The organism is Cyanobium gracile UHCC 0139, assembly GCF_034931325.1.
GTDB lineage: Bacteria > Cyanobacteriota > Cyanobacteriia > PCC-6307 > Cyanobiaceae > Cyanobium > Cyanobium gracile_B.
Window position 1 is genome coordinate 13,094 of record NZ_JAYGHX010000014.1, and the last position, 23,576, is coordinate 36,669.

The 23,576-nt window shown below is 67.1% G+C and carries 26 protein-coding genes and 1 riboswitch; of the genes, 19 read left to right on the top strand and 7 right to left on the bottom strand.

Features of this window, described 5'->3' with window-relative positions:
- Positions 1 to 5 precede the first annotated feature (5 nt).
- Genes VB738_RS15390 through egtB form a run of 4 tightly spaced genes read right to left on the bottom strand, consistent with a single transcriptional unit; the run spans position 6 to position 2,924 of the window.
- The gene (locus VB738_RS15390; protein ID WP_323306583.1) at positions 6 to 491 is read right to left on the bottom strand and encodes a hercynine metabolism protein; all 486 of its coding nucleotides are present in this window, start codon (positions 489 to 491) and stop codon (positions 6 to 8) included.
- Positions 488 to 724 carry a hercynine metabolism small protein gene (locus tag VB738_RS15395; protein ID WP_323306584.1) on the bottom strand — a complete coding sequence of 79 codons (237 nt, stop codon included), beginning with the start codon at positions 722 to 724 and terminating at the stop codon, positions 488 to 490. Before VB738_RS15395 ends, VB738_RS15390 begins: the two co-directional genes overlap by 4 nt.
- A complete protein-coding gene (gene egtD, locus VB738_RS15400; protein ID WP_416233190.1) occupies positions 721 to 1,692 on the bottom strand; it encodes an L-histidine N(alpha)-methyltransferase in 972 nt (323 codons plus the stop codon). Before egtD ends, VB738_RS15395 begins: the two co-directional genes overlap by 4 nt.
- Positions 1,686 to 2,924 (bottom strand): ergothioneine biosynthesis protein EgtB, encoded by a 1,239-nt coding sequence (egtB, locus tag VB738_RS15405; protein WP_323306585.1) that lies wholly within the window; start codon positions 2,922 to 2,924, stop codon positions 1,686 to 1,688. Before egtB ends, egtD begins: the two co-directional genes overlap by 7 nt.
- Positions 2,925 to 3,002: 78 nt before the next feature.
- On the opposite strand from egtB, the gene VB738_RS15410 reads away from it, so the two are divergent.
- Together VB738_RS15410 and VB738_RS15415 are read left to right on the top strand one after the other, a co-directional pair.
- Positions 3,003 to 4,031, top strand: coding sequence for a cysteine synthase A (locus VB738_RS15410; protein WP_323306586.1), 1,029 nt, complete (start codon positions 3,003 to 3,005; stop codon positions 4,029 to 4,031).
- Positions 4,028 to 6,187 (top strand): serine/threonine protein kinase, encoded by a 2,160-nt coding sequence (locus VB738_RS15415; RefSeq protein ID WP_323306587.1) that lies wholly within the window; start codon positions 4,028 to 4,030, stop codon positions 6,185 to 6,187. Before VB738_RS15410 ends, VB738_RS15415 begins: the two co-directional genes overlap by 4 nt.
- A 30-nt stretch (positions 6,188 to 6,217) precedes the next feature.
- Here VB738_RS15415 and smpB read toward each other — a convergent pair whose 3' ends face one another.
- Entirely contained in the window at positions 6,218 to 6,718 is a 501-nt protein-coding gene (smpB, locus tag VB738_RS15420) for an SsrA-binding protein SmpB (protein ID WP_159817618.1), read from the bottom strand.
- 62 nt (positions 6,719 to 6,780) lie between these two features.
- Here smpB and ruvB point away from each other — a divergent pair, with 62 nt between their 5' ends.
- From ruvB to VB738_RS15470, 11 genes are all read left to right on the top strand, one after another.
- Positions 6,781 to 7,851: a Holliday junction branch migration DNA helicase RuvB gene (gene ruvB, locus VB738_RS15425; protein ID WP_323306588.1), complete on the top strand. Its 1,071-nt coding sequence runs from the start codon at positions 6,781 to 6,783 to the stop codon at positions 7,849 to 7,851.
- On the top strand, positions 7,848 to 8,636 hold the full coding sequence (locus VB738_RS15430; RefSeq protein WP_323306589.1) for a tetratricopeptide repeat protein: 789 nt from the start codon (positions 7,848 to 7,850) through the stop codon (positions 8,634 to 8,636). The genes ruvB and VB738_RS15430 overlap by 4 nt, the downstream gene beginning before the upstream one ends.
- A gap of 13 nt (positions 8,637 to 8,649) precedes the next feature.
- Positions 8,650 to 9,870, top strand: coding sequence for an amidohydrolase (locus tag VB738_RS15435; protein WP_323306590.1), 1,221 nt, complete (start codon positions 8,650 to 8,652; stop codon positions 9,868 to 9,870).
- Positions 9,867 to 10,130, top strand: a complete 264-nt coding sequence (locus VB738_RS15440; protein ID WP_323306591.1) for a DUF3188 domain-containing protein — start codon at positions 9,867 to 9,869, stop codon at positions 10,128 to 10,130. The genes VB738_RS15435 and VB738_RS15440 overlap by 4 nt, the downstream gene beginning before the upstream one ends.
- Before the next feature lie 5 nt (positions 10,131 to 10,135).
- Positions 10,136 to 10,735: a HEAT repeat domain-containing protein gene (locus VB738_RS15445; protein ID WP_323306592.1), complete on the top strand. Its 600-nt coding sequence runs from the start codon at positions 10,136 to 10,138 to the stop codon at positions 10,733 to 10,735.
- A gap of 182 nt (positions 10,736 to 10,917) precedes the next feature.
- A riboswitch (TPP riboswitch) is annotated at positions 10,918 to 11,034 on the top strand.
- A gap of 44 nt (positions 11,035 to 11,078) precedes the next feature.
- Positions 11,079 to 12,467, top strand: coding sequence for a phosphomethylpyrimidine synthase ThiC (thiC, locus tag VB738_RS15450; protein ID WP_216920261.1), 1,389 nt, complete (start codon positions 11,079 to 11,081; stop codon positions 12,465 to 12,467).
- A gap of 8 nt (positions 12,468 to 12,475) precedes the next feature.
- On the top strand, positions 12,476 to 12,946 hold the full coding sequence (locus VB738_RS15455) for a cupin domain-containing protein (RefSeq protein WP_323306593.1): 471 nt from the start codon (positions 12,476 to 12,478) through the stop codon (positions 12,944 to 12,946).
- Positions 12,947 to 13,027: 81 nt separating this feature from the next.
- Complete coding sequence (locus VB738_RS15460; protein WP_323306594.1) at positions 13,028 to 13,243, top strand: type II toxin-antitoxin system HicB family antitoxin; 216 nt, start codon at positions 13,028 to 13,030, stop codon at positions 13,241 to 13,243.
- On the top strand, positions 13,240 to 13,464 hold the full coding sequence (locus VB738_RS16480; RefSeq protein WP_416233191.1) for a type II toxin-antitoxin system HicA family toxin: 225 nt from the start codon (positions 13,240 to 13,242) through the stop codon (positions 13,462 to 13,464). The genes VB738_RS15460 and VB738_RS16480 overlap by 4 nt, the downstream gene beginning before the upstream one ends.
- Positions 13,465 to 13,722: 258 nt before the next feature.
- Entirely contained in the window at positions 13,723 to 14,295 is a 573-nt protein-coding gene (locus VB738_RS15465; protein WP_323306595.1) for a hypothetical protein, read from the top strand.
- 94 nt (positions 14,296 to 14,389) lie between these two features.
- Complete coding sequence (locus VB738_RS15470) at positions 14,390 to 15,058, top strand: rhodanese-like domain-containing protein (protein ID WP_323306616.1); 669 nt, start codon at positions 14,390 to 14,392, stop codon at positions 15,056 to 15,058.
- Between the two features lie 64 nt (positions 15,059 to 15,122).
- Here the strand turns inward: VB738_RS15470 and VB738_RS15475 are convergent, their stop codons facing one another.
- On the bottom strand, positions 15,123 to 15,866 hold the full coding sequence (locus tag VB738_RS15475; protein ID WP_323306596.1) for a hypothetical protein: 744 nt from the start codon (positions 15,864 to 15,866) through the stop codon (positions 15,123 to 15,125).
- Complete coding sequence (locus VB738_RS15480) at positions 15,863 to 17,077, bottom strand: AAA family ATPase (protein WP_323306597.1); 1,215 nt, start codon at positions 17,075 to 17,077, stop codon at positions 15,863 to 15,865. Before VB738_RS15480 ends, VB738_RS15475 begins: the two co-directional genes overlap by 4 nt.
- A 424-nt stretch (positions 17,078 to 17,501) precedes the next feature.
- On the opposite strand from VB738_RS15480, the gene VB738_RS15485 reads away from it, so the two are divergent.
- The 6 genes from VB738_RS15485 to VB738_RS15510 all read left to right on the top strand — a co-directional run bounded on the left by VB738_RS15485 (position 17,502) and on the right by VB738_RS15510 (position 23,576).
- Positions 17,502 to 18,050, top strand: a complete 549-nt coding sequence (locus VB738_RS15485) for a hypothetical protein (RefSeq protein WP_323306598.1) — start codon at positions 17,502 to 17,504, stop codon at positions 18,048 to 18,050.
- 106 nt (positions 18,051 to 18,156) lie between these two features.
- Positions 18,157 to 18,705, top strand: a complete 549-nt coding sequence (locus tag VB738_RS15490; protein WP_323306599.1) for a HEPN domain-containing protein — start codon at positions 18,157 to 18,159, stop codon at positions 18,703 to 18,705.
- Between the two features lie 608 nt (positions 18,706 to 19,313).
- Positions 19,314 to 20,087, top strand: coding sequence for a glucose-1-phosphate cytidylyltransferase (gene rfbF, locus VB738_RS15495; RefSeq protein WP_323306600.1), 774 nt, complete (start codon positions 19,314 to 19,316; stop codon positions 20,085 to 20,087).
- Between the two features lie 2 nt (positions 20,088 to 20,089).
- Positions 20,090 to 21,223 (top strand): CDP-glucose 4,6-dehydratase, encoded by a 1,134-nt coding sequence (gene rfbG, locus VB738_RS15500; protein WP_323306601.1) that lies wholly within the window; start codon positions 20,090 to 20,092, stop codon positions 21,221 to 21,223.
- Entirely contained in the window at positions 21,220 to 22,710 is a 1,491-nt protein-coding gene (rfbH, locus tag VB738_RS15505; protein WP_323306602.1) for a lipopolysaccharide biosynthesis protein RfbH, read from the top strand. The genes rfbG and rfbH overlap by 4 nt, the downstream gene beginning before the upstream one ends.
- Positions 22,710 to 23,576, top strand: a complete 867-nt coding sequence (locus VB738_RS15510) for an NAD(P)-dependent oxidoreductase (RefSeq protein ID WP_323306603.1) — start codon at positions 22,710 to 22,712, stop codon at positions 23,574 to 23,576. The genes rfbH and VB738_RS15510 overlap by 1 nt, the downstream gene beginning before the upstream one ends.

Consider the following 23,576-nt stretch of genomic DNA (forward strand, 5'->3'; position numbering starts at 1 on the left):
GGGGCTCAGCGCTGGCTGCGGCGCTTCAGTTCCTGCAGCTCCTGCTGGGCCTCGAACCGGGCCCAGTCGGCCTCCAGGTCAGGGGTGGGGGCGGCGCCGCTGCGGGGGCGGCTGGTGAGTTCGGCCAGCTCCTGCTCCACGCCGGCGAAGCGCTGGCCCAGATCGGCCAGGGCGCGCCAGCGGTGGCGACCCTGATCCATCAGCCCGGTCATGTGCTGCTCGGCGCGGCCGGCCAGGTCCTCGGCGCCGGCGGCCCGGGCGCGGCCGGTGCGCTCCTGCCACTGGCGGATCTCCTCGGCCAGCCGCAGCAGTTCGCGCCGCTGCTCTTCCGCCTGCTGGCGCAGGCGCACCCGTTCCGCCAGCAGCTGCCGCTGGCGGTCGCGGGCGGCCTGCTCCCGCAGCAGCTCCTCCTGCTGGGGATTGGTGCGCAGGAAGCCCTCGAGCTGCTGATCCAGCCGCGCCTCCAGTTCCTCCAGCCAGCTGCTGCTCATGGCATCGGTTCGCCGGGGGCGCGCGTGATCAGGGGCGCCTCGATCTCCTCCTGCAGGGGGGTGATGGCCGCCTCCCGCGAGCGCAGCAGCAGCTGGGTGAGCCGGGCGATGGCCCCTTCGCCCAGGTCCTGCGCGCCGATGCTGTCGAAGGCCCGGCGGTAGAGGTCCTCGAGCTCCTCGATCAGCCCCTCGCGCACCCCGCGCATCGACTGACGCTGCTCCTCCCTGCTCATGGCGTGCTCCGGTGCTGTTCCGAGTCTGCCTGCACCAGCAGATGCAGACAGAAATCGCCGGCGGCATCGCTCCAGCGGCCCGCCCCCAGCCAGCCGGCTTCGGCGGCCAGGGCCAGGAAGGCCTCGGGGGCGTACTTGTGGCTGTATTCGGTGATCAGCGGTTCGCCGGCCTTGAACGGCCAGGGCCGCCCCGCCAGGTGCACCTCCAGCTCGCGGCGGCTCACCAGGGCCATGGCGATGCGGGACTGGCCGGCGTCCCACCAGGCCCGGTAGTGGAAGTCGTCGGGGTGGAAATCGCCCTCCAGATCCCGGTTGAGCCGGGTCAACAGGTTGCGGGCGAAGGCCTCCGACCAGCCGGCCGCATCGTTGTAGGCCGCCTCCAGCCGCTCCACCGCCTTGGGCTGGTCGATGCCGATCAGCAGGCGGCTGTCCGGCCCCAGCAGCCGGCGGAACTGGCGCAGCAGGTCCCGGGCGCCGGCGGGGTCGAAGTTGCCGATCGAACTGCCCGGGTAGAAGCCCAGCCGGCCGTGGCCGGCCAGGGCGGGGTGGTCGGGCAGCTGCTCCAGGCGGCTGTAGTCGCAGCAGATGCCGAGCACCGGCAGGTCGGGATGGCGCTGCTGCAGGGCCCGGCAGGCGGGGGCCAGGTGGTCGGCGCTGATGTCGAGGGCGACATAGGCGGCCGGCTGCAGGGCGCTGAGCAGGGGACTCACCTTGCGGGCGCTGCCGGCGCCGAACTCCACCACCACCCCGGGCCCGAGGGCGGCGGCCAGCTCGGGTGCCCGCGCCTCCAGCAGGGCCGTCTCGGTGCGGGTGAGGCCGTACTCCGGCTGCTCGCAGATGGCCTCGAACAGGCGTGACCCCTCGGCGTCGTACAGCAGCCAGGCCGGCAGCTGCTTCGGGCGGCGGGCCATGCCCTCGATCACCAGCCGGGCCATGTCGGCCGGCTCGGGATGGAGGTCGATCAGCACGGGCGGGTGGCGCCGTCGCGGGCCAGTCGCACTCCGGCGGCCATCCAGCGGCAGTGGGGCCCGAAGAAGTTGCGGTAGGTGGGGCGGGCGTGGTCCGCCGGGGTGAGGAAGCCGCTGCCGCGGAGCACGAACTGGGAGGACATGAACTTGCCGTTGTATTCCCCCACCGCACCGGGGGCGGGGCGGAAGCCCGGGTAGGGCCGGTAGGGGCTGGCGGTCCATTGCCAGAGGGCGCCGAAGGCCTGGGGCAGGGGGCGGCCGCCCGGTTGGGCGGCTTCCGTCACCACCAGCTCCCATTCCGCTTCACTCGGCAGGCGGCCGCCGCTCCAGCGGGCGAAGGCATCGGCCTCGAACCAGCTCAGGTGCCGCACGGGCGCCTCGGGGTGGCGCGGCCGGCGGCCCGCCAGGCTGAATTCCCAGTCGCCGCGCCAGTAGCGCGGGGCGCACCAGCCCCGCTCCTGCACCACCGCCCAGCCCTCGCTCATCCACAGCTCCGGCCGCCGGTAGCCGTCATCGGCGATGAAGGCGGCGTAGGCCTCATTGGACACCAGGGTTTCGGCGAGGTTGAAGGGCTCCAGCCACTGGCGGTGGCGGGGGGCTTCGTTGTCGAAATGGAAGCCAGCGCCGGCGTGGCCGATCTCCACCAAGCCGCCGGGGTGGGAGCGCCAGCCTCCGGCGGTGTCCGGCGCCCCAGCGCCGGGGGGTTCAACGCCATAGGCGGGCTCCAGGGGGTTGCGGCTGAAGCCGTCGAGCAGATCCATCAGCAGCAGCTCCTGGTGCTGCTGCTCGTGCTGCAGCCCCAGCTCGACCAGCTCCAGCAGGGGGGCCGCGGCTTCAGCGGGGCCGCGATCCAGCTCCAGCAGCAGCGTCTCCAGCCCGGCGTCGACGCGCCGGCGCCAGGCGAGCACCTCGCCGATGGCCGGCCGGGTGAGCAGCCCCCGTTCGGGGCGGGGGTGGCGGCTGCCGACCGCTTCGTAATAGGAATTGAACAGATGGCCCCAGCGGCGGTCGGGCGTCGCGTGGCCCGGCAGGTGGGGCTCCAGCAGGAAGGTCTCGAAGAACCAGGTGGTGTGCCCCAGGTGCCACTTGGCGGGGCTGGCATCGGCCATGCCCTGCAGGCAGAGATCCTCGGGCTCCAGACCCTCGATCAGACGTTCACTGTGCTGGCGGACCGCCTGGAGCCGTTGCAGGAGGCAGGAGATGTCCGCCGGCGCGTGTGCCCTGGAACCCATGGTCCTGCCGTTCTCTGGGGCCGACCATAGGGATGTTCCCTACGATCCGGCCACGCAGCCATGGAGAAGGCCAGCCGCATGGGAGCCCACAGCGACGGCATGAGCACCGGGATCACCGAGGGCTTCAGCGGGGCGGTCGGCGGGACGCCGCTCATCCGGCTCCATGCCCTGAGCGCCCTCACCGGCTGCGAGATCCTGGGCAAGGCCGAATTCATGAACCCCGGCGGGTCGGTCAAGGACCGGGCCGCCCTGGGCATCCTCCAGGAGGCGGAGGCCAGCGGCCAACTGAAGCCGGGGGGCACGGTGGTGGAGGGGACCGCCGGCAACACCGGCATCGGCCTCACCCACCTCTGCAATGCCCGCGGCTACCGCTGCCTGATCGTCATCCCCGAGACCCAGTCGGCGGAGAAGATCGGCCTGCTGCGCAGCCTCGGCGCGGAGGTGCGCACGGTGCCCGCCGTGCCCTACAGCGACCCGGCCAACTACGTGCGTCTCTCGGGCCGCATCGCCGAGGAGACCCCCGGCGCCGTGTGGGCCAACCAGTTCGACAACCTCGCCAACCGGCGCGCCCACTACGGCAGCACCGGGCCGGAGATCTGGCAGCAGACCGGGGGCCGGCTGGATGCCTGGGTGGCCGCCACCGGCACCGGCGGCACCTACGCCGGGGTGGCCCTCTATCTCAAGGAGCAGGATCCCAGGATCCGCTGCGTCCTGGCCGACCCCTGCGGCAGCGCCCTCTACAGCTGGGCCACCGACGGCACCTTGAAGAGCGAGGGCAACTCGATCACCGAGGGCATCGGTAACAGCCGCGTCACCGCCAACCTGGAGGGGGCGCCGATCGATGACGCGGTGCGCATCGACGACCCCATGGCCCTGCGCACGATCTACGGCCTGCTGTGGCAGGAGGGCCTGTTCATGGGCGGCTCGGTGGGGATCAACGTGGCCGCGGCGGTGGAGACGGCCCGACGGCTGGGGCCTGGTCATCGCATCGTCACCGTGCTCTGTGACAGCGGCGATCGTTACCGCTCCCGCCTCTACGACCCGGATTGGCTGGCGGGCCGCGGCCTGGAGCAGCCCCAGCGCACCGGAACGGCCCTGATCCCATGACCGCAGCCCAGGGCCAGGTGATCGGCGGCCGTTACCGGCTGGAGCGCCGGCTCGCGGCGGAGACGGGCGGGCCCCAGGGGGAGCTGTGGCAGGCGAGTGACCAGCTGGCCGCCGATGCGCCCGTGGCCCTGCGCCGCATCGGGCCGGAGCAGGACCAGGCCCGGGCCCGGGAGCTGTGGTCGCGGCTGCAGGGGGTGCTCCATCCCCAGGTTCCCCGCATCGGCGCTGTGATCGAAGCCGAGGACCAGCTCTGGCTGGTGCGGGAGTGGCAGGCGGGCCGCACCTACCAGCAGCTTCTGGACCTGCGCGCCGAGCGCCAGCTGGTGTTCGGGGCGGGGGAGGTGCTGCTGCTGCTGCGCCAGCTGCTGCCGGTGCTCGCCGCCCTGCACAGCCAGGACCTGCTGCACGGGGACCTCAGTCCCGCCAACCTGCTGCGCCGTGACAGCGACGGCCTGCCGGTGCCCCTGGATTTCGGCCTGGTGCGGGGCACGGCCGGCGGCCCCGCCGGCGAGCGGCTGCTGGGGGCCACCCCGGGCTACGCCCCGCCGGAGCTGGCCAGGGGCGAGCCCGCCCAGCCCTGGATGGATCTGCACGCCCTGGGGGTGATGTCCCTGGTGCTGCTGAGCGGCGACGCGCCGGAGCGCCTGCTCGATCCGGCGACGATGCAGTGGCGCTGGCCGGCGGCGCTCGAGCACGAGCCGGAGCTGCTGCGCCAGCTGCAGCGCTTGCTCAGCCGCCAGCCCGAGGAGCGTTTCGCCTCCGCCGGCCAGGCCCTGGTGGCGTTCCAGTCGCTGGCGATGCCCGACAGCATGGGTCCGGTGCCGCGGGCCGACCGCACCGTGGTGCTGGTGCCCGAGGCCGCCGCGCCACCGCCGCCACCGCCGGCCCCGGCCCCACCTCCGCCATCCGAGGCGGCCCAGGAGTGGCGGCCGGCCGAGGTCGCCGGGGAGGGGGGCCTGATCGGCGCCAGCAGATCGCCGCAGGCGCCGCGGGCGGAGCCCCAGCTGCCACTGCGCACGGCGGCCGCCAGCCCGCCAGCGCCACCGGCCGCCGTGGCCGTGACCGACAGCGTGCGCCGCCGCCATGAGGAACGGGAGGAGGAGGCCGAGGGGGGCTTCTGGCCGGTGCTGATCGCCCTGGTGCTGTCGGCGGTCGTGGGGACGGCGGTGGGCTGGTGGTGGCTGAGCCGCGGCAAGGTGGCCGCCCCGGCCCCCGGCGGCCAGAGCGAGCTTCCCAGCAGCCTGCCCCCCTCGGAGGTGGATCAGCGCCAGCAGCTGCTCAACCGCCTGCGGGCGATGCAGGTGGATCGGGCCTGGTTCCTGAGCCTGGTGGATGCGGCCCTGCTGGCCCAGTACCCCGAGCGCAACGGTCGCCTCCCCTCCGATGCCCTGGAGGACGCGCCATTGCGGCGGGTGTGGAACGAACTGGCCGAGGAATGGCTGGCCCGGGTGGAACAGCTGCCCCTGCCTCTGCGCCGCCGGCTGGGCAGCTTCAGTGCCAGCGACTGGGAGCAGCGCCAGGGCACCTTCGTGCGCCAGGGGCTGAGCCCGGCGGTGCTGCGGGAGCTGGTGTCGGCCAGCGTCCAGAACCTGCTGCCGAGCCGGGCCTCCCAGGCGATCCCGCCGGAACCGTTCCGCCAGATCTGGTACGCGGCCGCCGAGATGATGCTGGAGAACCTGAGGATCGAACCGATCGAGGCCCCCTCCGGCACCGCCCAGGTGCTGTCGGCCGAGGTGCCCGCCAGCGGGGCGCGCCTGTTCCCGATTCGCTTGCCCGCCGGCCATGGCCTCGCCCTCGGCGTTAGCGGTTCGCCGCTGCTCCAGATGAGCGTTTACTCGGCCGGGGGCACCCTGCTGGAGCCGAGGGGGCCGCTGCGGGTGGTCACCCTCGATTCCCAGAAAAGCTCGCCGGTGCAGCTGCTGCTCACCAACGACGGCGTCGCCCCGGCCCTGATCCGCCTGTCGCTGCGGGCCGATCCACCGGCCCCCACGCCGCCGCCGGAGCCGGACGCCCCACCGGCCCCCGAGGAACCGCAGGACACGCCGGCCACGCCCGCTCCGGCCACCCCCGGCGCCACCCCGGCCCCGGCCGCCCCGGCCCCCGCTGCGCCATCGGCCCCGGCCCCTGCGGCACCGCCGCCGCCTACCAACCCCTGAAGGCCGGAGGCCACCAACCCCTGAAGTCGCTCAGAGCCGGGCGACGGCGGCCCGGGTCTCCTTGGCGATCTGCTTGTTCTTCTCGTCCGCGCGCTTGTCGTGCAGCTTGCGGCCCTTGCCCAGGCCGATGGTGATCTTGATCCAGGAACCCTTGAGGTGCAGGTTCAGCGGGATCAGGGTGAGACCCTTCTGGTCGAGGGCGACGCGCAGCTTGTCGATTTCGCGGCGGTGGGCCAGCAGCTTGCGCACCCGCAGCGGCTCGTGGTTGAAGAACTTGCCGGCGTGGCTGTGGGGGGAGATGTGGACGTTGTGGAGCTGCATCTCGCCGTTGCGGATCAGGCAGAAGCCATCGCGCAGGTTCACCTGGCCGGCCCGGATCGACTTCACCTCGGTGCCGAGCAGCTCGATGCCGGTCTCGAGGGTTTCGAGAATCTCGTACTGGTGACGGGCCAGGCGGTTGTCGGCCAGCAGCCGGTTGGCCGGATCGGCGCCCTTGGCGCCACCGCCCTTCCTGCCGGGCCCCTTCGCCATCGCCGCGTTCCTGATCACCTGGGTGCTCCCCGACCCTAGGCAGCAGCCGGTACCCTCCAGCTATGGCGATCATCTCTTCGGGAGGAACGGCCGCACCCGCTCCCCGGGGGCAGCGGTCAGGAGCGGCTCCGGAGCGGCTTGTCGACCCCACCGCCGCCGTCGAGGAGCCCCCCGTGCGGGAGGACGGCCTGCGGCCCCGCCGGCTGGACGACTACATCGGCCAGAGCGAGCTCAAGCAGGTGCTGCGCATCGCCGTGGAGGCCACCCGCCGCCGCCAGGAGGCCCTCGACCACGTGCTGCTTTACGGCCCCCCCGGCCTCGGCAAGACCACCATGGCCCTGGTGCTGGCCGAGGAGCTGGGGGTGCGCTGCCGCATCACCAGCGCCCCGGCCCTGGAGCGCCCCCGCGACATCGTCGGCCTGCTGGTGAACCTGCAGCCCCGCGAGGTGCTGTTCATCGATGAGATCCACCGGCTCAACCGGGTGGCCGAGGAGATCCTCTACCCGGCGATGGAGGACTTCCGCCTCGATCTCACCGTCGGCAAGGGCACCACGGCCCGCACCCGCAGCCTGGAGGTGGCCCCGTTCACCCTGGTGGGGGCCACCACCCGCGCCGGCTCGCTCAGTTCGCCGCTGCGGGATCGCTTCGGCCTGATCCAGCGGCTGGAGTTCTACGGCCAGGGCGACCTCGAGGCGATCGTGGTGCGGGCCGCCGGTCTGCTGCAGCTGGCCCTGCAGCCCTGCGCCGCCCAGGAGGTGGCCCGCCGCTGCCGGGGCACGCCCCGCATCGCCAACCGGCTGCTGCGCCGGGTGCGGGATGTGGCGGCGGTGGGGGGCCACGGCCGGATCGATGCGGCGCTGGTGGAGGAGGCCCTGTCCCTGCACCGGGTGGACGGCCGCGGCCTCGATGCCAGCGACCGGCGCCTGCTGAGCCTGATGATGGAGGCCTATGGCGGCGGGCCGGTGGGGCTGGAAACCCTGGCGGCGGGGCTGGGGGAGGACCCCGCCACCCTCGAAGCGGTGGTGGAGCCCTACCTGCTGCAGCTGGGCTTCCTGCAGCGCACGCCCCGGGGGCGGATCGTCACGCCGGCCGGCCGCGCCCACCTCGACGGTGCCTCCGCGGTGGCGGCATGAGGCGGCGCGCGGCGGCGGTGCTGCCCCTGCTGGTGCTGCTGCTGGTGGGCCTGCTGGCCTGGCCGGCGGCGGGGGTGGCGGCGACGCTGCCGGCGCTGTTCGAGCAGGCCCTGGCCGCCAGCCGCGAGGGGCGCTTCGGCGAGGCCCTGCCCCTGTGGGACCGGGTGGTGGATCTGGCGCCCGAGGACGCCTCGGCCTGGAGCAACCGCGGCAACGTGCAGCTGGCCCTGGGGGACGCCCGGGCGGCGATCGCCGACCAGGACAAGGCCATCGAGCTGGAGCCCGCCAGCGCCGACCCCCACCTCAACCGCGGCACCGCCGAGGAGGCCCTGGGCCTGTGGAGTGCCGCCGCCGCGGACTACCAGTGGATCCTGGAACGGAATCCGGAGGATGCCTCCGCCCTCTACAACCTGGGCAACGTGGAGGGCTCCCGGGGCGACTGGCCGGCGGCCCGCGCCTGTTTCGAGGCGGCCGCCGCCGCCCGGCCGGGCTTCGCCATGGCCCGCTCCAGCGCCGCCCTGGCCGCCTTCCAGCTGGGGGACACCACGGTGGCGGAGAAGCAGCTGCGCGACCTGATCCGCCGTTATCCCCTGTTCGCCGATGCCCGTGCCGGCCTGACGGCGCTGCTGTGGCGGCGGGGGGCCCGGGGCGAGGCGGAGAGCCACTGGGCCGCGGCCTCCGGGCTCGATCCCCGCTACCGGCAGGAAGAATGGCTGTTGCAGATACGGCGCTGGCCGCCCGTGCCCGTGCAGGCTCTGGCCCAGTTCCTGGCCCTGGCCTCCTGAACCACCCCCGTCCATGACGCCTCCCCCCCTGTCCCCCATGGCCCCGGCTGATGCCACCTGGGACGCCCTGGGGCTGGAGGACACCCTGCAGACGCTGCTGCCGGAGCTGATCCAGATCCGCCGCCACATCCACCGCCACCCCGAGCTGAGCGGCCACGAACAGCAGACCGCCGCCCTGGTGGCCGGGGAGCTGCGGCGCTGGGGCTGGGAGGTGCGCGAAGGGGTGGGCCGCACCGGGGTGGTGGCCGAGCTGGGGCCGGTGGGGGCGCCGCTGGTGGCCCTGCGGGCCGACATGGACGCCCTGCCGATCGAGGAGCGCACCGAGCTGCCCTACGCGTCGAGCCGCCAGGGCCTGATGCATGCCTGTGGCCACGACATCCACACCACCGTGGGCCTGGGGGTGGCACGGCTGCTGGCCGGCGTGGCCGACCGGCTCACGGCCCGGGTGCGGCTGCTGTTCCAGCCGGCGGAGGAGACGGCCGAGGGGGCCGCCTGGATGCGGGCCGACGGGGCGATGGAGGGGGTGCAGGCCCTGTTCGGGGTGCACGTGTTCCCGAGCCTGGAGGTGGGCACGGTGGGGGTGCGCAGCGGCAGCCTCACGGCCGCGGCGGGGGAGCTGGAGGTGGAGGTGCTGGGGGAAGGGGGCCACGGCGCCCGCCCGCACCAGAGCACCGATGCGATCTGGATCGCCGCCCGGGTGGTGAGCGGGCTGCAGGAGGCGATCAGCCGGCGGCTGGATCCGCTCCATCCGGTGGTGGTGAGCTTCGGGCTGATCGAGGGGGGCAAGGCCTTCAACGTGATCGCCGACCACGTGCGCCTGCTGGGCACGGTGCGCTGCCTGGATCTGGAGGTGCACGCCCAGCTGCCGGGCTGGATCGAGGACACGGTGCACGCCCTCTGCCAGGGCCACGGCGGCGAGGCCCGGGTGCATTACCGCTGCATCTCGCCGCCGGTGCACAACGATCCGGAGCTCACCCAGCTGGTGGCCGACACGGCCGTGGCTCTGCTGGGCCGCGCCCGGGTGCAGTGGCTGGAGCAGCCGTCCCTGGGGGCCGAGGACTTCGCCCAGCTGCTGGAGGGCACCCGCGGCACCATGTTCCGCCTGGGGGTGGCCGGGCCCGGCGGCTGCACGCCCCTGCACAGCAACAGCTTCGATCCGGATGAGGGCTGCCTGGAGGTGGGCATCAAGGTCCTCACCCTCAGCCTGCTGCGCTGGATGGAGCAGCCGGTTTGAGCGGCCGTCGGCCCTCCCGCTTCCGGGCGGCGCTGCTGGCGCTCTCCTCGCCGCTGCTGATCCTGCTGGCCCTGCTGGTGCTGTTCACCCGCCAGGGGACCGACCGGCTGCCGGCGGTGCCCGCCCTGGTGATCGGCGGCGGCCTGCTCACCACCAGCTGGATCCGGCGGCGGCGGCGTCGGGCCGAGCTGCTGCGGGCCCTGCGGCAGGCCCCCCCAGCCGGCGGCGAGCTGCGCCAAGGTGAAGGATCCCCGCCCTGATCCCCGTGAGTGAATCCACCCCCGATCTGGAAGCGGTGCGGCAGGCGATCGCCTCGGGTGATCCGAGCAAGGCCATGCCGGCCCTGGCGGGCCTGCGGGGGGTGGAGGCGGAGGCGGCGATCCCGCTGCTGCTGCTGGGGCTGGAGCAGACCACCTTCGTGATCCGCTCGCTGGCCTGCGCCGGGCTGGGGGTGAAGCGCAGCGAGGCCGGCTGGGCGGCCCTGGAGACGGCCGTGCGCCAGGACGAGGACGCCAACGTGCGCGCCGAGGCGGCCAACGCCCTGGCCAGCTACGGGGTGGAGCGGGCCTGGCCCCTGCTGCGGGATGCGTTCGTGGCCGACGACCAGTGGCTGGTGCGCTGCAGCATCCTCTCGGCCCTGGCCGAGCAGGAGGCCATGCCGCCGGCCTGGCTGCTGGAGCTGGCCCGGGAGGCGGTGACCGACGGTGACGGCACGGTGCGGGCCGGCGGGGCCGAGATCCTGGGCCGCCTGGTGCGCGAGGGCCGGGGGCCGGAGGCGGCCCAGGCCCGCGAGGCCCTCGCGGCGCTGCAGGGCGACGGCGACCACCGGGTGACGGCGATTGCCCTGGACGGTCTGCAGGCCTGACGCCTGCACCTGCGCCGATCCGACGGTTCGTGGGCGCCGGGGATGGGGTGGCGCGTTGTTCCCCAGACCTGTACAGCCTGTACAGAACCGGGATTCGTGGTGGCGGAGCCCGGTCCCCGTTCCGCCCTGGCCCCGCCCCCTTTCAGCCCTGGCCCCACCCCCGTCCAGCCTTGCTAGGTTTCGAGCGTCACTAGGGGTGCCCGGCGCAGGATCCACCGATCGCTTCGCCCAGGGCTGAGATCACACCCTCCGAACCTGATCCGGGTCATGCCGGCGCAGGGAAGTGGAACAGGAATGTGAAACCAGTCTCCGGCAGCGCCCCCGTCCTTTGCCGTAGCCCGTCATGCGCAGCGCCTGGATCCAGAAGCGTCGTGGTCAAGCCAACGTCACCCAGCTGCATTACGCCCGCCAGGGGGTGATCACCGAGGAGATGGCCTACGTGGCGAAGCGGGAAAACCTGCCCGAGTCGCTGGTGATGGAGGAGGTGGCCCGGGGCCGCATGATCATCCCCGCCAACATTGAGCACCCCGGCCTGGAGCCGATGGCGATCGGCATTGCGTCAAAGTGCAAGGTGAACGCCAACATCGGCGCCTCCCCCAATGCCTCCGACCTCGACGAGGAGGTGGCCAAGCTGAAGCTGGCGGTGAAGTACGGCGCCGACACCGTGATGGACCTTTCCACCGGCGGCGTGAACCTCGATGAGGTGCGCACGGCGATCATCAACGCCTCCACGGTGCCGATCGGCACGGTGCCCGTGTACCAGGCGCTGGAGAGCGTGCACGGGATGATCGAGAAGCTGGATGAGGACGACTTCCTGCATGTGATCGAGAAGCACTGCCAGCAGGGCGTCGACTACCAGACGATCCATGCGGGCCTGCTGATCGAGCACCTGCCCAAGGTGAAGGGCCGCCTCACCGGGATTGTGAGCCGCGGCGGCGGCATCCTGGCCCAGTGGATGCTGTACCACCACCGCCAGAACCCGCTGTTCACCCGCTTCGACGACATCTGCGAGATCTTCAAGCGCTACGACTGCAGCTTCTCCCTGGGGGATTCGCTGCGCCCCGGCTGCCAGCACGATGCCTCCGATGCGGCCCAGCTGGCGGAACTGAAGACCCTGGGTGAGCTCACCCGCCGCGCCTGGAAGCACGACGTGCAGGTGATGGTGGAGGGTCCGGGCCATGTGCCGATGGACCAGATCGAGTTCAACGTCAAGAAGCAGATGGAGGAGTGCAGCGAGGCGCCCTTCTACGTGCTCGGTCCTCTGGTGACGGACATTGCCCCCGGCTACGACCACATCACCAGTGCCATCGGCGCGGCGCTGGCCGGCTGGCACGGCACGGCGATGCTCTGTTACGTGACGCCGAAGGAGCACCTGGGCCTGCCCAACGCCGAAGACGTGCGTGAGGGCCTGATCGCCTACAAGATCGCCGCCCACGCCGCCGACATCGCCCGCCACCGCCCCGGCGCCCGCGACCGCGATGACGAGCTCAGCCGCGCCCGCTATGCCTTCGACTGGAACAAGCAGTTCGACCTGAGCCTGGATCCGGAGCGGGCCCGCGAGTACCACGACGAAACCCTGCCGGCCGATATCTACAAGCAGGCCGAGTTCTGCTCGATGTGCGGCCCCAAGCACTGCCCGATGCAGACCAAGATCACCGACGAAGACATCGAGGGTCTCGAGCAGGTGCTGGCCGAGCAGAAGAAGGCGCAGGGGGAACCGCTGGGGGTCTGAGGTTGGGGGTGGCACAGCCAACGGCCCAGGAGGTGATCACCCTCCTGGGCCTGGAGCCCCACCGCACCTGCGGCCTGGTGGCCCAGAGCTACACGGCCGGAGCAATCCCTGGCGGTGCCCTCTACTTCCTGGCCAGCCCGGAGCGGGGCATCCAGCTGCATCGCATCGCCCAGGATCAGGTGTATCACCACTACCTGGGCGATCCACTGGAGGTGCTGTTGGTGTCCGCCGATGGCGTGGCCTCACGGCATCGGGTGGGGAGCGATCTGGTGGGAGGGGAGCGGCCCCAGCTGGCGATTGCCGGTGGCACGTTTCATGCAGGACGGGTGGCTCCGGCTGGCGCCTTCGGCTACGCGCTGCTGGGCACCAGTGTGTGGGGGCGGGTGGATCCGGAACGGGTGGAGCGGATGGAGTTGGGGGCGCTGGGTGAGATGTTTCCTGGTGCGCTGCCAGTGATCAAGGCGTTTGACTCTGACTGACCGGGAGGTCTGGTCGGCTTGTGAGCCAGGGCGGAGAGAGCAGAGGCAAAGCCGCTAGAGTGAATTGAGGAGGTGTCTTCAATGTCCAGACAATTTGATGTCGTCGTCGAAAGGGATTCAGAAGGTTTCTTTGTGGCGACCGTCCCGGCACTGCCCGGTTGCCATACGCAGGCCCGATCCCTGGATCAATTGATGGAGCGAGTCAAGGAGGCCATTGAGCTCTGCCTTGAAGTCGCCGGTACCGCTCCTGAGTCGCTTGACTTCGTAGGAGTGCAGCGCGTTACCGTCGAGGTGTGACGAGATATTCTGCGGTTTCAGGAAAGGCTCTCATCGCAGCGTTGAAAGACATTGGCTTTGGGGAAATCAGGGTGAAAGGTAGTCACCATTTCCTGAGGCACCCAGACGGTAGAGCGACGGTTGTGCCCGTTCATTCCAATGAAACGTTGGGGCCTGGACTTCTGGCAAGCATTCTTCGTGATGTCAAGCTCACAAGAGCCAGCTTTCAAGACCTCCTATAACCGTGCACGGCCTTGATTTGCCCACGTCCACTAATGTGTTTATGGCCCTAGCGGTTTCGGGGACCGCATCGATTGGGCTTCCCATTTCCCAATGGCGTCACGTCCTACCTGGTCGGGGGGCTGTTCCTCGGACTGGGACTGATGGTCATGGTCCTCACCCTCGGCGTCAAAGCCTGGCCGGGATGTTCGTGGTCGCCTACCTGCAGGGGGTGCTTGCGGAAGGCCGCCCCAAGCTGAAGGGCTGACGCCCCCGACGCGATGGCTTCCAACGCTCCCTTCGCCTTGGCGGCCGCCGCCGGCGGTGCGCCGCTGCTGCTGCGGCAGCTGTTCGACGCCGAGACCAGCACCTTTATCTACCTCCTGGCCGATGTGGCCTCCCGGCAGGGGGTGCTGATCGATTCGGTGTACGAGCAGCATCCGCGTGATCTCTCCCTGATCCGGGAGCTGGGCATCCAAGCTGGTCGCCAGCCTCGACACCCCGTCCACGCCGACCACGTGACCGGCAGCTGGCGACTCCACCGGGCCACCGGCTGCGCCATCGCCCTGGCGGCGGTTGCCGGGGCCGAGAACGTGACCCTGCCCCTGCGCCATGGGGATCGGGTGAGCTTCGGCGGCCGCCTTCTGGAGGTGCGCGCCACCCCTGGTCACACCGACGGTTGCCTCAGCGTCGTGCTCGATGACCCACAGCGTGGCCTTCACCGGCGATGCCCTGCTGGTGCGGGGCTGCGGCCGCTGCGACTTTCAGCAGGGGGATGCCGCCACCCTCTACCACTCGATCACCGAGCAGCTCCTTTCCCTGCCCGACCACTGCCTGCTCTACCCGGCCCATGACTACAGCGGCCGGGCGGTGAGTTCGGTGGCCGAGGAGAAGGCCTACAACGCCCGGCTCGGGGGCGAGACCGACGAGCGCGACTTCGTGGGCTACATGGAGAACCTGCACCTCCCCCACCCCAACCGGATCTCCGTGGCCGTGCCGGCCAACCTGCGCTCCGGCCGGCCCGCTGACGGCGGCCTGGAGGAGGCGGACGACTGGGCACCGATCGAGCGCAGCTATGCCGGCCTGCCGGAACTGACGGCCGACTGGGTGGCCGACCACCGCGAGACCCTGACGCTGGTGGACGTGCGCTCCGAAGCGGAAGTTCAGGGCCCGGACGGTCGCATCCCGGGCAGCCTGCTGATTCCCTTGCCCGAGTTGCCGACGCGAGCCGACGAGATCCCCACGGATCGTCCCACGGTGGTGCTTTGCCACTCCGGCAGCCGTTCCGCCCTGGCCACGCAGCAGCTGCAGAAGAAAGGCCTGACCCAGATGGCCAACCTGCGCGGCGGCTTGCGGGCCTCGAAGGCGCAGGGGCTGCCGCTGGAGCACCCCCGTTTGAATCACACCATTGCGCTCTGTTGTAGCCGTGAACACAAGTGGTTCACGGACGCGCTAACTGCGGTTGGAGTTGGCGTTTCTGGATCGAGTGTCGCTGCGTGCCAAGGAATTAAGGCACAGTTTGCTTTGAACTCAACCGTCTTGTCGGGAATGGGCCTATGGGCTGTGGGTGGTTCACGGGACCACCGGATAACAAGTTGGGTGGTTGCACAAGGTTGAACGAAATCGTCTATAGGTGAAATCTCGAGACATCTTTTTCGTAGGCTAGACATGCGCCGTTGGGTTATGCGCGTGGCGAGATGCCGAAGATCAAGTCAACTACATCATTGCATTGGGACTTAACCAGATTTAGGCTTTGCATATCTATCTCTTGCTCATCAATAAGTCCGTCGGATACTATCTGATTCAGATCGTCTCGAGAGCAGCCACACCCGAATCTCTGATGCATTGCCGCTTCCAATTGCTGCTTTAAACTATTTGGAGAAGCATCATTGCCCGAAGACGAAGCCTCTATAGATTGGCAGTTGGCGTAGTTGTATCGCACAGCACAGAGGAACCATGCTTCGGATTTAGGCTTTGCAATGGCCGCCACACCATATGGATAGTTCTCAAAATGGAAGCCATGAATAACTGAATTAACTTTGTGTTCCCATTCACCCCTGCCTGCACTCGCGGTACCATCCGCATCTCGAAACAAGAGTGCTATGGCAGGTTGCTCTAGCCTCTGTTCCCTAATCCATGCAACTAGTGCACGAGCATTCTGGAAGTAATATCTAGTCTCCAAGCTAAGTCCACCACGGTCTGCCTTTTTCCCTCGCAACAATGCCGCTCTCGGGAGTTGCTTGGCAATATCCGCCAAAGTCGCCTTACAGACATAATAGTTCGCGCCATTAGTCTCCAATAAAGAATATCCAATACGTTTGAAAATCCATCTGTTTATCATGAGTGCTACTGGACCTGGAGAGAAGGTCCCAGCGTATGTTGATCCTAAGTCAGTTGGCCCTTCACCGCTGAACACAATGATCATTGGTGCGGCTCAAGATACCCTAGAGAGATGATCTCTTCTTGAAGTTCTACAAGACTGGTGTCCTGATATACATCGCCAGGACCCATGACTGAAAGCTTTTCGTTCATGCTGGGAATTGAAAAGAATGGGATTGACCTTGTGAAGCCATTTTGCCCTTTATAAATATAGATAAGCCCCTCGATCGCGACGTTATCCTCAATATAGTTCAACACGATTGGGCTATGGGTAGATGCAAGAACTTGATGCGGACTCTCAACGAGAAGATCTATTACGAACTCAATCAGCTCGGGATTGATACCATTCTCAATCTCGTCGAACAAGACAAAACCATCATCATACTTTAGCTGCGCAAAGACTGCCAGTAATCTAAGCAGGCCATCGTTCACGTGCTTGGACTCAAAACTATACTTTTTGGAACTATACTCTTCAACTACGCTAAGCTTTTTCCAGCCCGCTTGGAGCTGACTAACATCAATTTCTTGCAGGTACGGATACACAGTTTTGAGTTTTGCAAGAATTTCATTTCGCTTAGAACGCCCAAGACCATAAAGCACTGCAGTCATCTGCTCTCCTCCATAGCCGATCCCACCTTCTGAGTTGCGTGATCGCCTGCGAAGAAATGCAGGAGAAAGCAGCTCAAGACTGTGGGTTTTCAACAAGAACTCTTTAACTTTAAGGAGAGCGGGGTGGAAGTTGCCAAGCAGATCATGGCCAAGTTGAGAAATGACTGATCCTTGATAGTCAAAGATGATTGGATAGTTCTGAATAGGCGGCACAGAATTGTCTACATTCTTGTGTAGCGATAGTTTTTTCTCTTCTGCGAGCATCAATATCAATTTATCAATGCTAATTCGCTCATAAGTACATCGGCTAAGGTCCGGATTAAAGGTTGCCTCCCATATGACTTGACCAATCTCATCAAGCAAAAAGGTTGCGCTAAACTTGATAAGTCTTTGGCTAGTCAGCTTTGAGTGGAGATCACTAGAGGACCACTGTCTCGTCTTGAGCCAGTCCAATGTATCGCCTTTCGATAACTGCGAAAGGAAGTCTATAAACTGAAGAACAGTTGTCTTGCCTGAGCCGTTTAAGCCTATGAGGCAACTAAACTTTGAGAATGAAATATCAAAGTTTACAAGCGACTTAAAGTTTTCAACATGAAGCTTGGTCAGCTGGATGCCCGAACCAACTTCAACGCAATTCGAGACGGGCATTAGCAGGGGGTCGCTTTTGCAGGAAGTCAAGAGTTGAGTCACTCTACCGCCCATTGTGGCCCTTCACCATGCTTTGGCTAGCCGGCGTGCCAGTGCCTCCACAATGATAGACCCTAGGGATGTAAGTGATGCAAGGGTCGGAGAGCTGAGCCTTCGACAGAAGGCCACACATCAATGGATGAAAGGAACTACTGTTCAGTCTAAATGTCACCAACCAATGCCCACTTGACATGCAATTATGCAAGTAATCTAGTGTCCTGGGAACGGTATTTTGATTTGCCGCCATCCAGCATTATAATCCAGCGGGCAGGTCCGAGAATTCATCGCGAATGTAGAGAGAAAATGCCCGCCGCTGATCTTCAAGTCAGCCGTTCCCAGGGCGGGATCGCTAAGCTTCTTGCCCATACTCGCTTTGCATGAGGCCATGGGCTTTGAAAAGGGAATACGCCGCGGCTCTGTTTGGGATGACGTGATTGCAATTGACGCAATTGTTAAAAAGACTCGCTTTGCGCTTACAGGAAAGAGCGAGCGCGGGTTTGAGTTTGCATTCACGCAAACGCTCGCAGCCCACTCAGATAGACTGAAGGGAAAGATATTCTCTCAAACCGATCAGGATACAATCGTCAAAAGCGTTTATTGCTTTGGCAAGCGCCACAGGCCCGACCTGACAATTAATGAGGATGGCATTGCTATTGAAATCAAGTACTTAAGCGATTCGCTTGACGGGATCAAGTTGGCCCTTGGCCAAAGGATGCTTTACCGCCTAAGGTACAAGTTCTTTTTTAACATCTTCATCCTTGCCGAAATGCACAAAGATACATACGCTAAGGCGAGTAAAGGCGAAGAGCGAGAATTGGAAGACATCTTTAAGGATCTTAGTGATGAAGCCAACGTCTTTTCCTATATTGTCCCTGCATTCTCTGCTGCGCCTAACCTGAAAAGCTGTATCGAGTGCAATGGGCTTGGCTTGTGATCATAGAGGCGGTCTATCGGCACGATGCAGTGGATGGAGAATAACTTGCTCCACTAGTGCAGCGGGCTGCCGCTGCTGATGATTCTAAGCATTCAAACTCCGACGAATGACTTCACAAGCATTTGAGAACTTTCATCATGCTATTCAAGACTCTGAAGATCTCATCCGGCACTTTGATGCTTTGAATAGGCAGCCTCCACCCCCTGAGATTGAAGTCCTCAAGCGTGCCAGCTTGGTTATGGCGCTTGCAGCATTGGAAACCTACTTTGAAGATCGGCTATCAGAAGCAGTAAGTGCAGCATGTCAGTTGAGCGGTGCGGACGAGAGGCTAGCAGTCTTTTACCGGCAATCTTTAGAGGTTGACCTTAAGACCTTCAACTCTCCCAATGTTGATCGCGTAAAAATGATCTTCAAGAAGTATCTTGCATTGGACGTCACTGAGGGCTGGTGTTGGAACAATTGTAAGCAGGAACAAGCTAAAGCAGAGTTGAATCGCCTTGTAAGAAAGAGGGGAGACATCGCGCATCGCTCTTTACGCCCAATTGCGGGCCTTCCGGTTCCGCACCCAGTAACAAAGGACGATATTCGCAAGCACATTTACTTTGTCAAGCAACTTGTCAAGGCGACAGAGGATTATCTTGACACTAATCTCTGACAAGGCACTCGTTGTTGTCCATTGTCTTCGTTGCCACTAGTCGGGCCACTGTTCTTTCGTTTGGGTTTCCTGTAAGCGCACAGATTATTTACATCGAGGCTGAGCTGTACGCATTCTGAGTCCCTTCTTCGGCCGAAGGGTCATGGGCGGCGACTTGCTTCTGAAGGCTGACATAACCTTTGAGCGTGGAATGGCTTGCTCGTCTGATTAATGTGCTTCTGGATTCATGCGGGTGTGGGAGGGGGTGAGGCTCGTATTTCCAACGCCGCGGCCCAACAAGGTCATTAAAAATAGATCGCCAAGCGCTATGTCGATTGTGGCCATGCGGCTGGCAATTGAACCTTGCCATGCTCCTGTGAACCCGCCCCTCTAGGCCGAATATGGTCACGAAACATCCAAAGAGGAGCTGTGATTGCGGGCGAGCCAGGAGGGGGTGCGGCACGCCGCCACCCGCGGGTGGTCTCCCACCACCCAGGCCATCCACCTGCGCTCCAGGCCTGGAATGGCCTGGGACGGTAGGGATCCTTTGCTAGGTTCCCCCCGCAGCCTTGAACTTGCGGCCTGACGCGGTCGGCGGTTCAGCCATTCCCTCCCCGCCTTCCCTCTCGATGAAAGCCGTCATCCTGGCCGGTGGACTGGGTACCCGACTCGCAGAGGAGACCCACCTGCGGCCCAAGCCGATGGTGGAGATCGGCGGCAAGCCGATCCTGTGGCACATTCTCAAGATCTACAGTCACCACGGCATCAACGATTTCATCATCTGTTGTGGCTACAAGGGTTATGTGATCAAGGAATACTTCGCCAACTATTTCCTGCACACCAGTGATGTCACCTTCCATATGGATCTCAACCATATGGAAGTGCACCGCCAGAAGGCCGAACCCTGGAAGGTCACCCTGGTCGACACCGGCGACGCCACCCTCACCGGCGGCCGTCTGGCCCGGGTGCGCAGTTACCTGCCGCCCGGGGAATCCTTCTGCTTCACCTACGGCGACGGCGTCGCCGATGTGGACATCACCGCCCTGATCGCCCACCACCAGCGCCAGGGCCTGCAGGCCACCCTCACCGCCGTCCAGCCCCCCGGCCGCTACGGCGCCCTGCACCTCGACGGCGATGTCGTCACCGACTTCGAGGAGAAACCCGACGGCGACAATGCCTGGATCAACGGCGGCTTCTTCGTGCTCGAGCCCCCCGTGATCGACCTGATCGACGGCGACCAGTGCATCTGGGAGCAGGCCCCCCTCAAGGCCCTGGCCACCCAGGGCCAGCTGAACTCCTTCAAGCACCGCGGCTTCTGGCAGCCCATGGACACCCTGCGCGACCGCCAGCGCCTCGAAGACCTCTGGCAGCAGGGCCGCGCCCCCTGGAAGATCTGGAGCTGACCATGGCCAGCACCTCCCCCCGGCGGGCCTGGCAGCAGCCCGATCCCGCCTTCTGGCAGGGCAAGCGGGTGCTGCTCACCGGCCACACCGGCTTCAAGGGCAGCTGGCTGGCCCTCTGGCTCTGCGAGCTGGGGGCCCGCGTCACCGGCTTCGCCCTGGCGCCGGACACCGAACCCTCCCTGTTCGACCAGCTGGGCCTGGCCGGCCGCCTCGATCACCACGTGGGGGATCTGCGTGATCCGGCCGCCCTCAGCGAGCTGGTGGCGGCCGTCCAGCCGGAGGTGGTGCTGCACCTGGCGGCCCAGCCCCTGGTGCGCCGCAGCTACGCCGAGCCGGTGCTCACCTGGGAAACCAACGTCCTGGGCACCATCCACCTGATCGAGGCCCTGCGGCCCCTGGCCCAGCCCTGCGCCGCGGTGCTGATCACCACCGACAAGGTGTACCGCAACAACGAGTGGCTCTACGGCTACCGGGAGAACGATCCCCTCGGCGGCCACGACCCTTACAGCAGCAGCAAGGCCGCCGCCGAGCTGGCGATCAGCTCCTGGCGCGCCAGCTACTGCGGCACCCTGCCCCACCAGTCGCCCCACCTGCGCCTGGCCAGCGCCCGGGCCGGCAACGTCATCGGCGGTGGCGACTGGGCCGCCGACCGCATCATTCCCGACACGGTCCGCTCCCTCCGCGCCGGTGAGCCCATCACCCTGCGCAATCCCGGCGCAACCCGCCCCTGGCAGCACGTGCTCGAACCCCTCGGCGGCTACCTGGCCCTGGCCGAGGCCCTCGCCGAGCCCGCTGGTGGCGCAGCCATGGCCGAAGCCTTCAACTTCGGGCCCCAGCTGGAGGCCAACCGGCCCGTGCAGGAGCTGGTGGAGCAGGCCCTGCACCACTGGCCCGGCACCTGGATCGATGCCTCCGACCCCACCGCCCCCCACGAGGCGGGCCTGTTGAATCTGGTGGTCGACAAGGCCCACCATCGCCTCGGCTGGTCGCCCCGCTGGGATTTCGCGACCACCACCGCCCGCACGCTTCAGTGGTATCGCCGCGTGATCGAAGCCGGCGACGACCCCGTGTCCTGCTGCCTCGACGACCTCACCGCCTATCTCGCTTCTCTCCCGCCGGGCCGATCCACCCCATGACCGCCGACCTCGACCAGCTCAAGCAGGAGATCCTGCGGCTCACCCGCGACTACGCCCGCCGCGCCCACGCCGGCTTCCGTCCCGGCGACGACCCGGATCGCACCCCCTACGAGGGCGGCCAGACCATCCCCTACGCGGGCCGGGTCTTCACCGAAGACGAAGTCGAAGCGGCCGTGGGCACCACCCTCGACTTCTGGCTCACCCTCGGCACCGAAGGCGCCGCCATGGAGAGCGAGCTGGCCGCCTTCCTGGGGGTGCGCCACAGCCTGCTGGTGAACTCCGGCTCCTCGGCGAATCTGGTGGCCATCTCGGCCCTCACCTCCCACCGCCTGCCGGCCGAGCGGCGCCTGCGCCCCGGCGATGAGGTGATCACCGTCGCCGCCGGCTTCCCCACCACCGTGGCGCCGATCCTGCAGGTGGGTGCGGTGCCGGTGTTCATCGACGCCGATCCGATCACGGGCAACGCCCGCTGCGACCAGCTGGAAGCCGCCTACCGGCCCGGCGTCACCAAGGCCGTGATGATGGCCCACGCCCTGGGCAACCCCTTTGACCTGGCCGCCGTGCTGCGCTTCTGTCGCGCCCACGACCTCTATCTCGTCGAAGACAACTGCGACGCCTTGGGCTGCTCCTATTCCATGCCCCGGGAGCTGGCCGAATCCCTCGGCTTCTCCGACAACAGCCCCGGCCTCGATGAGGGCCCCGACCGCGTCATCCGCTGGACCGGCACCTGGGGCGACATCAGCACCCAGAGCTTCTACCCGCCCCACCACCTCACCATGGGCGAGGGCGGCGCCGTCAACATCGTCCGCGACCAGAAGCTCAAGGTGGTGGCCGAGAGCTTCCGCGACTGGGGCCGCGACTGCTGGTGCCCCTCCGGCAAGGACGACACCTGCGGCAAGCGCTTCGACTGGCAGCTGGGCGAACTGCCCGCCGGCTACGACCACAAGTACATCTACAGCCACCTCGGCTTCAACCTCAAACCCCTCGATCCCCAGGCCGCCATCGGCCGGGTGCAGCTGCGCCGCCTGCCGGAGTTCATCGAGGCCCGCAAGCGCAACTGGCAGACCCTGCGCGAGGGGCTGGTGGCCACCGAGCACGTGCTCGAGTTCTCCCTGCCCACCCACGCCACCGGCTGGGATCCGCAGACCGGCTTCTCCTGGGATGCCAGCGGCTGCCGCACCGACTGCTCCTGGTTCGGCTTCAAGATCGCCGTCAAGCCCGACGCCCCCTTCCGCCGCACCGACCTGGCCCGGGAGCTTGATGCCCACCGCATCGGCAACCGCATGCTCTTCGGCGGCAACCTGGTGCGCCAGCCGGCCTTCGTGCAGCTGCGCGCCGATCGCCCCGACGCCCTGCGGGTGGTGGGCGATCTGGCCGGCGCCGACGCGATCATGGTCGACACCCTGTTCCTGGGCACCTACCCGGGCCTCACGGCGCCGATGCTGGAGCGGGAGATCGACGTGATCAAGGACTTCTGCCAGGTCTGATGCGGCTGTTCCTCACCGGCGGCACCGGCTTCATCGGCTCCCACGTGCTGGCGGCGGCCCTGGCGGCGGGGCACCAAGTACGCGTCCTGCGCCGCAGCCCCGCCTCCGCCCCGGTGATCCCCCTGCCGCGCCAGCCCGAGTGGTGCGAGGGCGATCTGCTCACCCTCCCGGCCTCCGCGCTGGAGGGGGTGGAGGCGGTGCTGCACCTGGCCTCGGCGGGTGTCAGCCCGAAGCAGGTGCCATGGAAGGAGCTGGTGCAGGCCAACGTGGCCGGCAGCCTGCGGCTGCTGGAGCGGGCGGCGGAGGCGGGGGTGCGCCGCTGCGTCGTCACCGGCACCAGCCACGAGTACGGCAACGCCGCCCGCCGGTTTGCGGCCATCCCCCCCGATGCCCCCCTGGAGCCTCTGAGCGCCTACGGGGCCAGCAAGGCGGCGGCCTTCCAGCTGCTGCGCACCTTCGCCATCGAGCGGCGCCTGGAGCTCTTCTACGGCCGCATCTTCACCGCCTACGGCGAGGGCCAGTTCGCAGGCAACTTCTGGCCCTCCCTGCGGCGCGCGGCTCTTGCCGGAGAGGATTTCCCCATGACCTCCGGCCGCCAGGTCAGCGATTTCGTGCCCGTCGCCGCCGTGGCGGCCCACCTGCTGGAGGCCTGCACCCGGCCCGATGTGGAGCCCGGCCGGCCCCTGGTGACCAACATCGGCTCGGGCGTTGCCACCAGCCTGCTGGCCTTCGCCGCGGCGGAATGGGAGCGCCTGGGGGCGACCGGTAGATTGCGCCCCGGTGTGCTTCCCGACCGCCCCGATCAGATCGAGCGATACGTTCCGGACCTGGCTGGTTTGAGGCTTCCCGCGTCCCCTCTGCCCTGA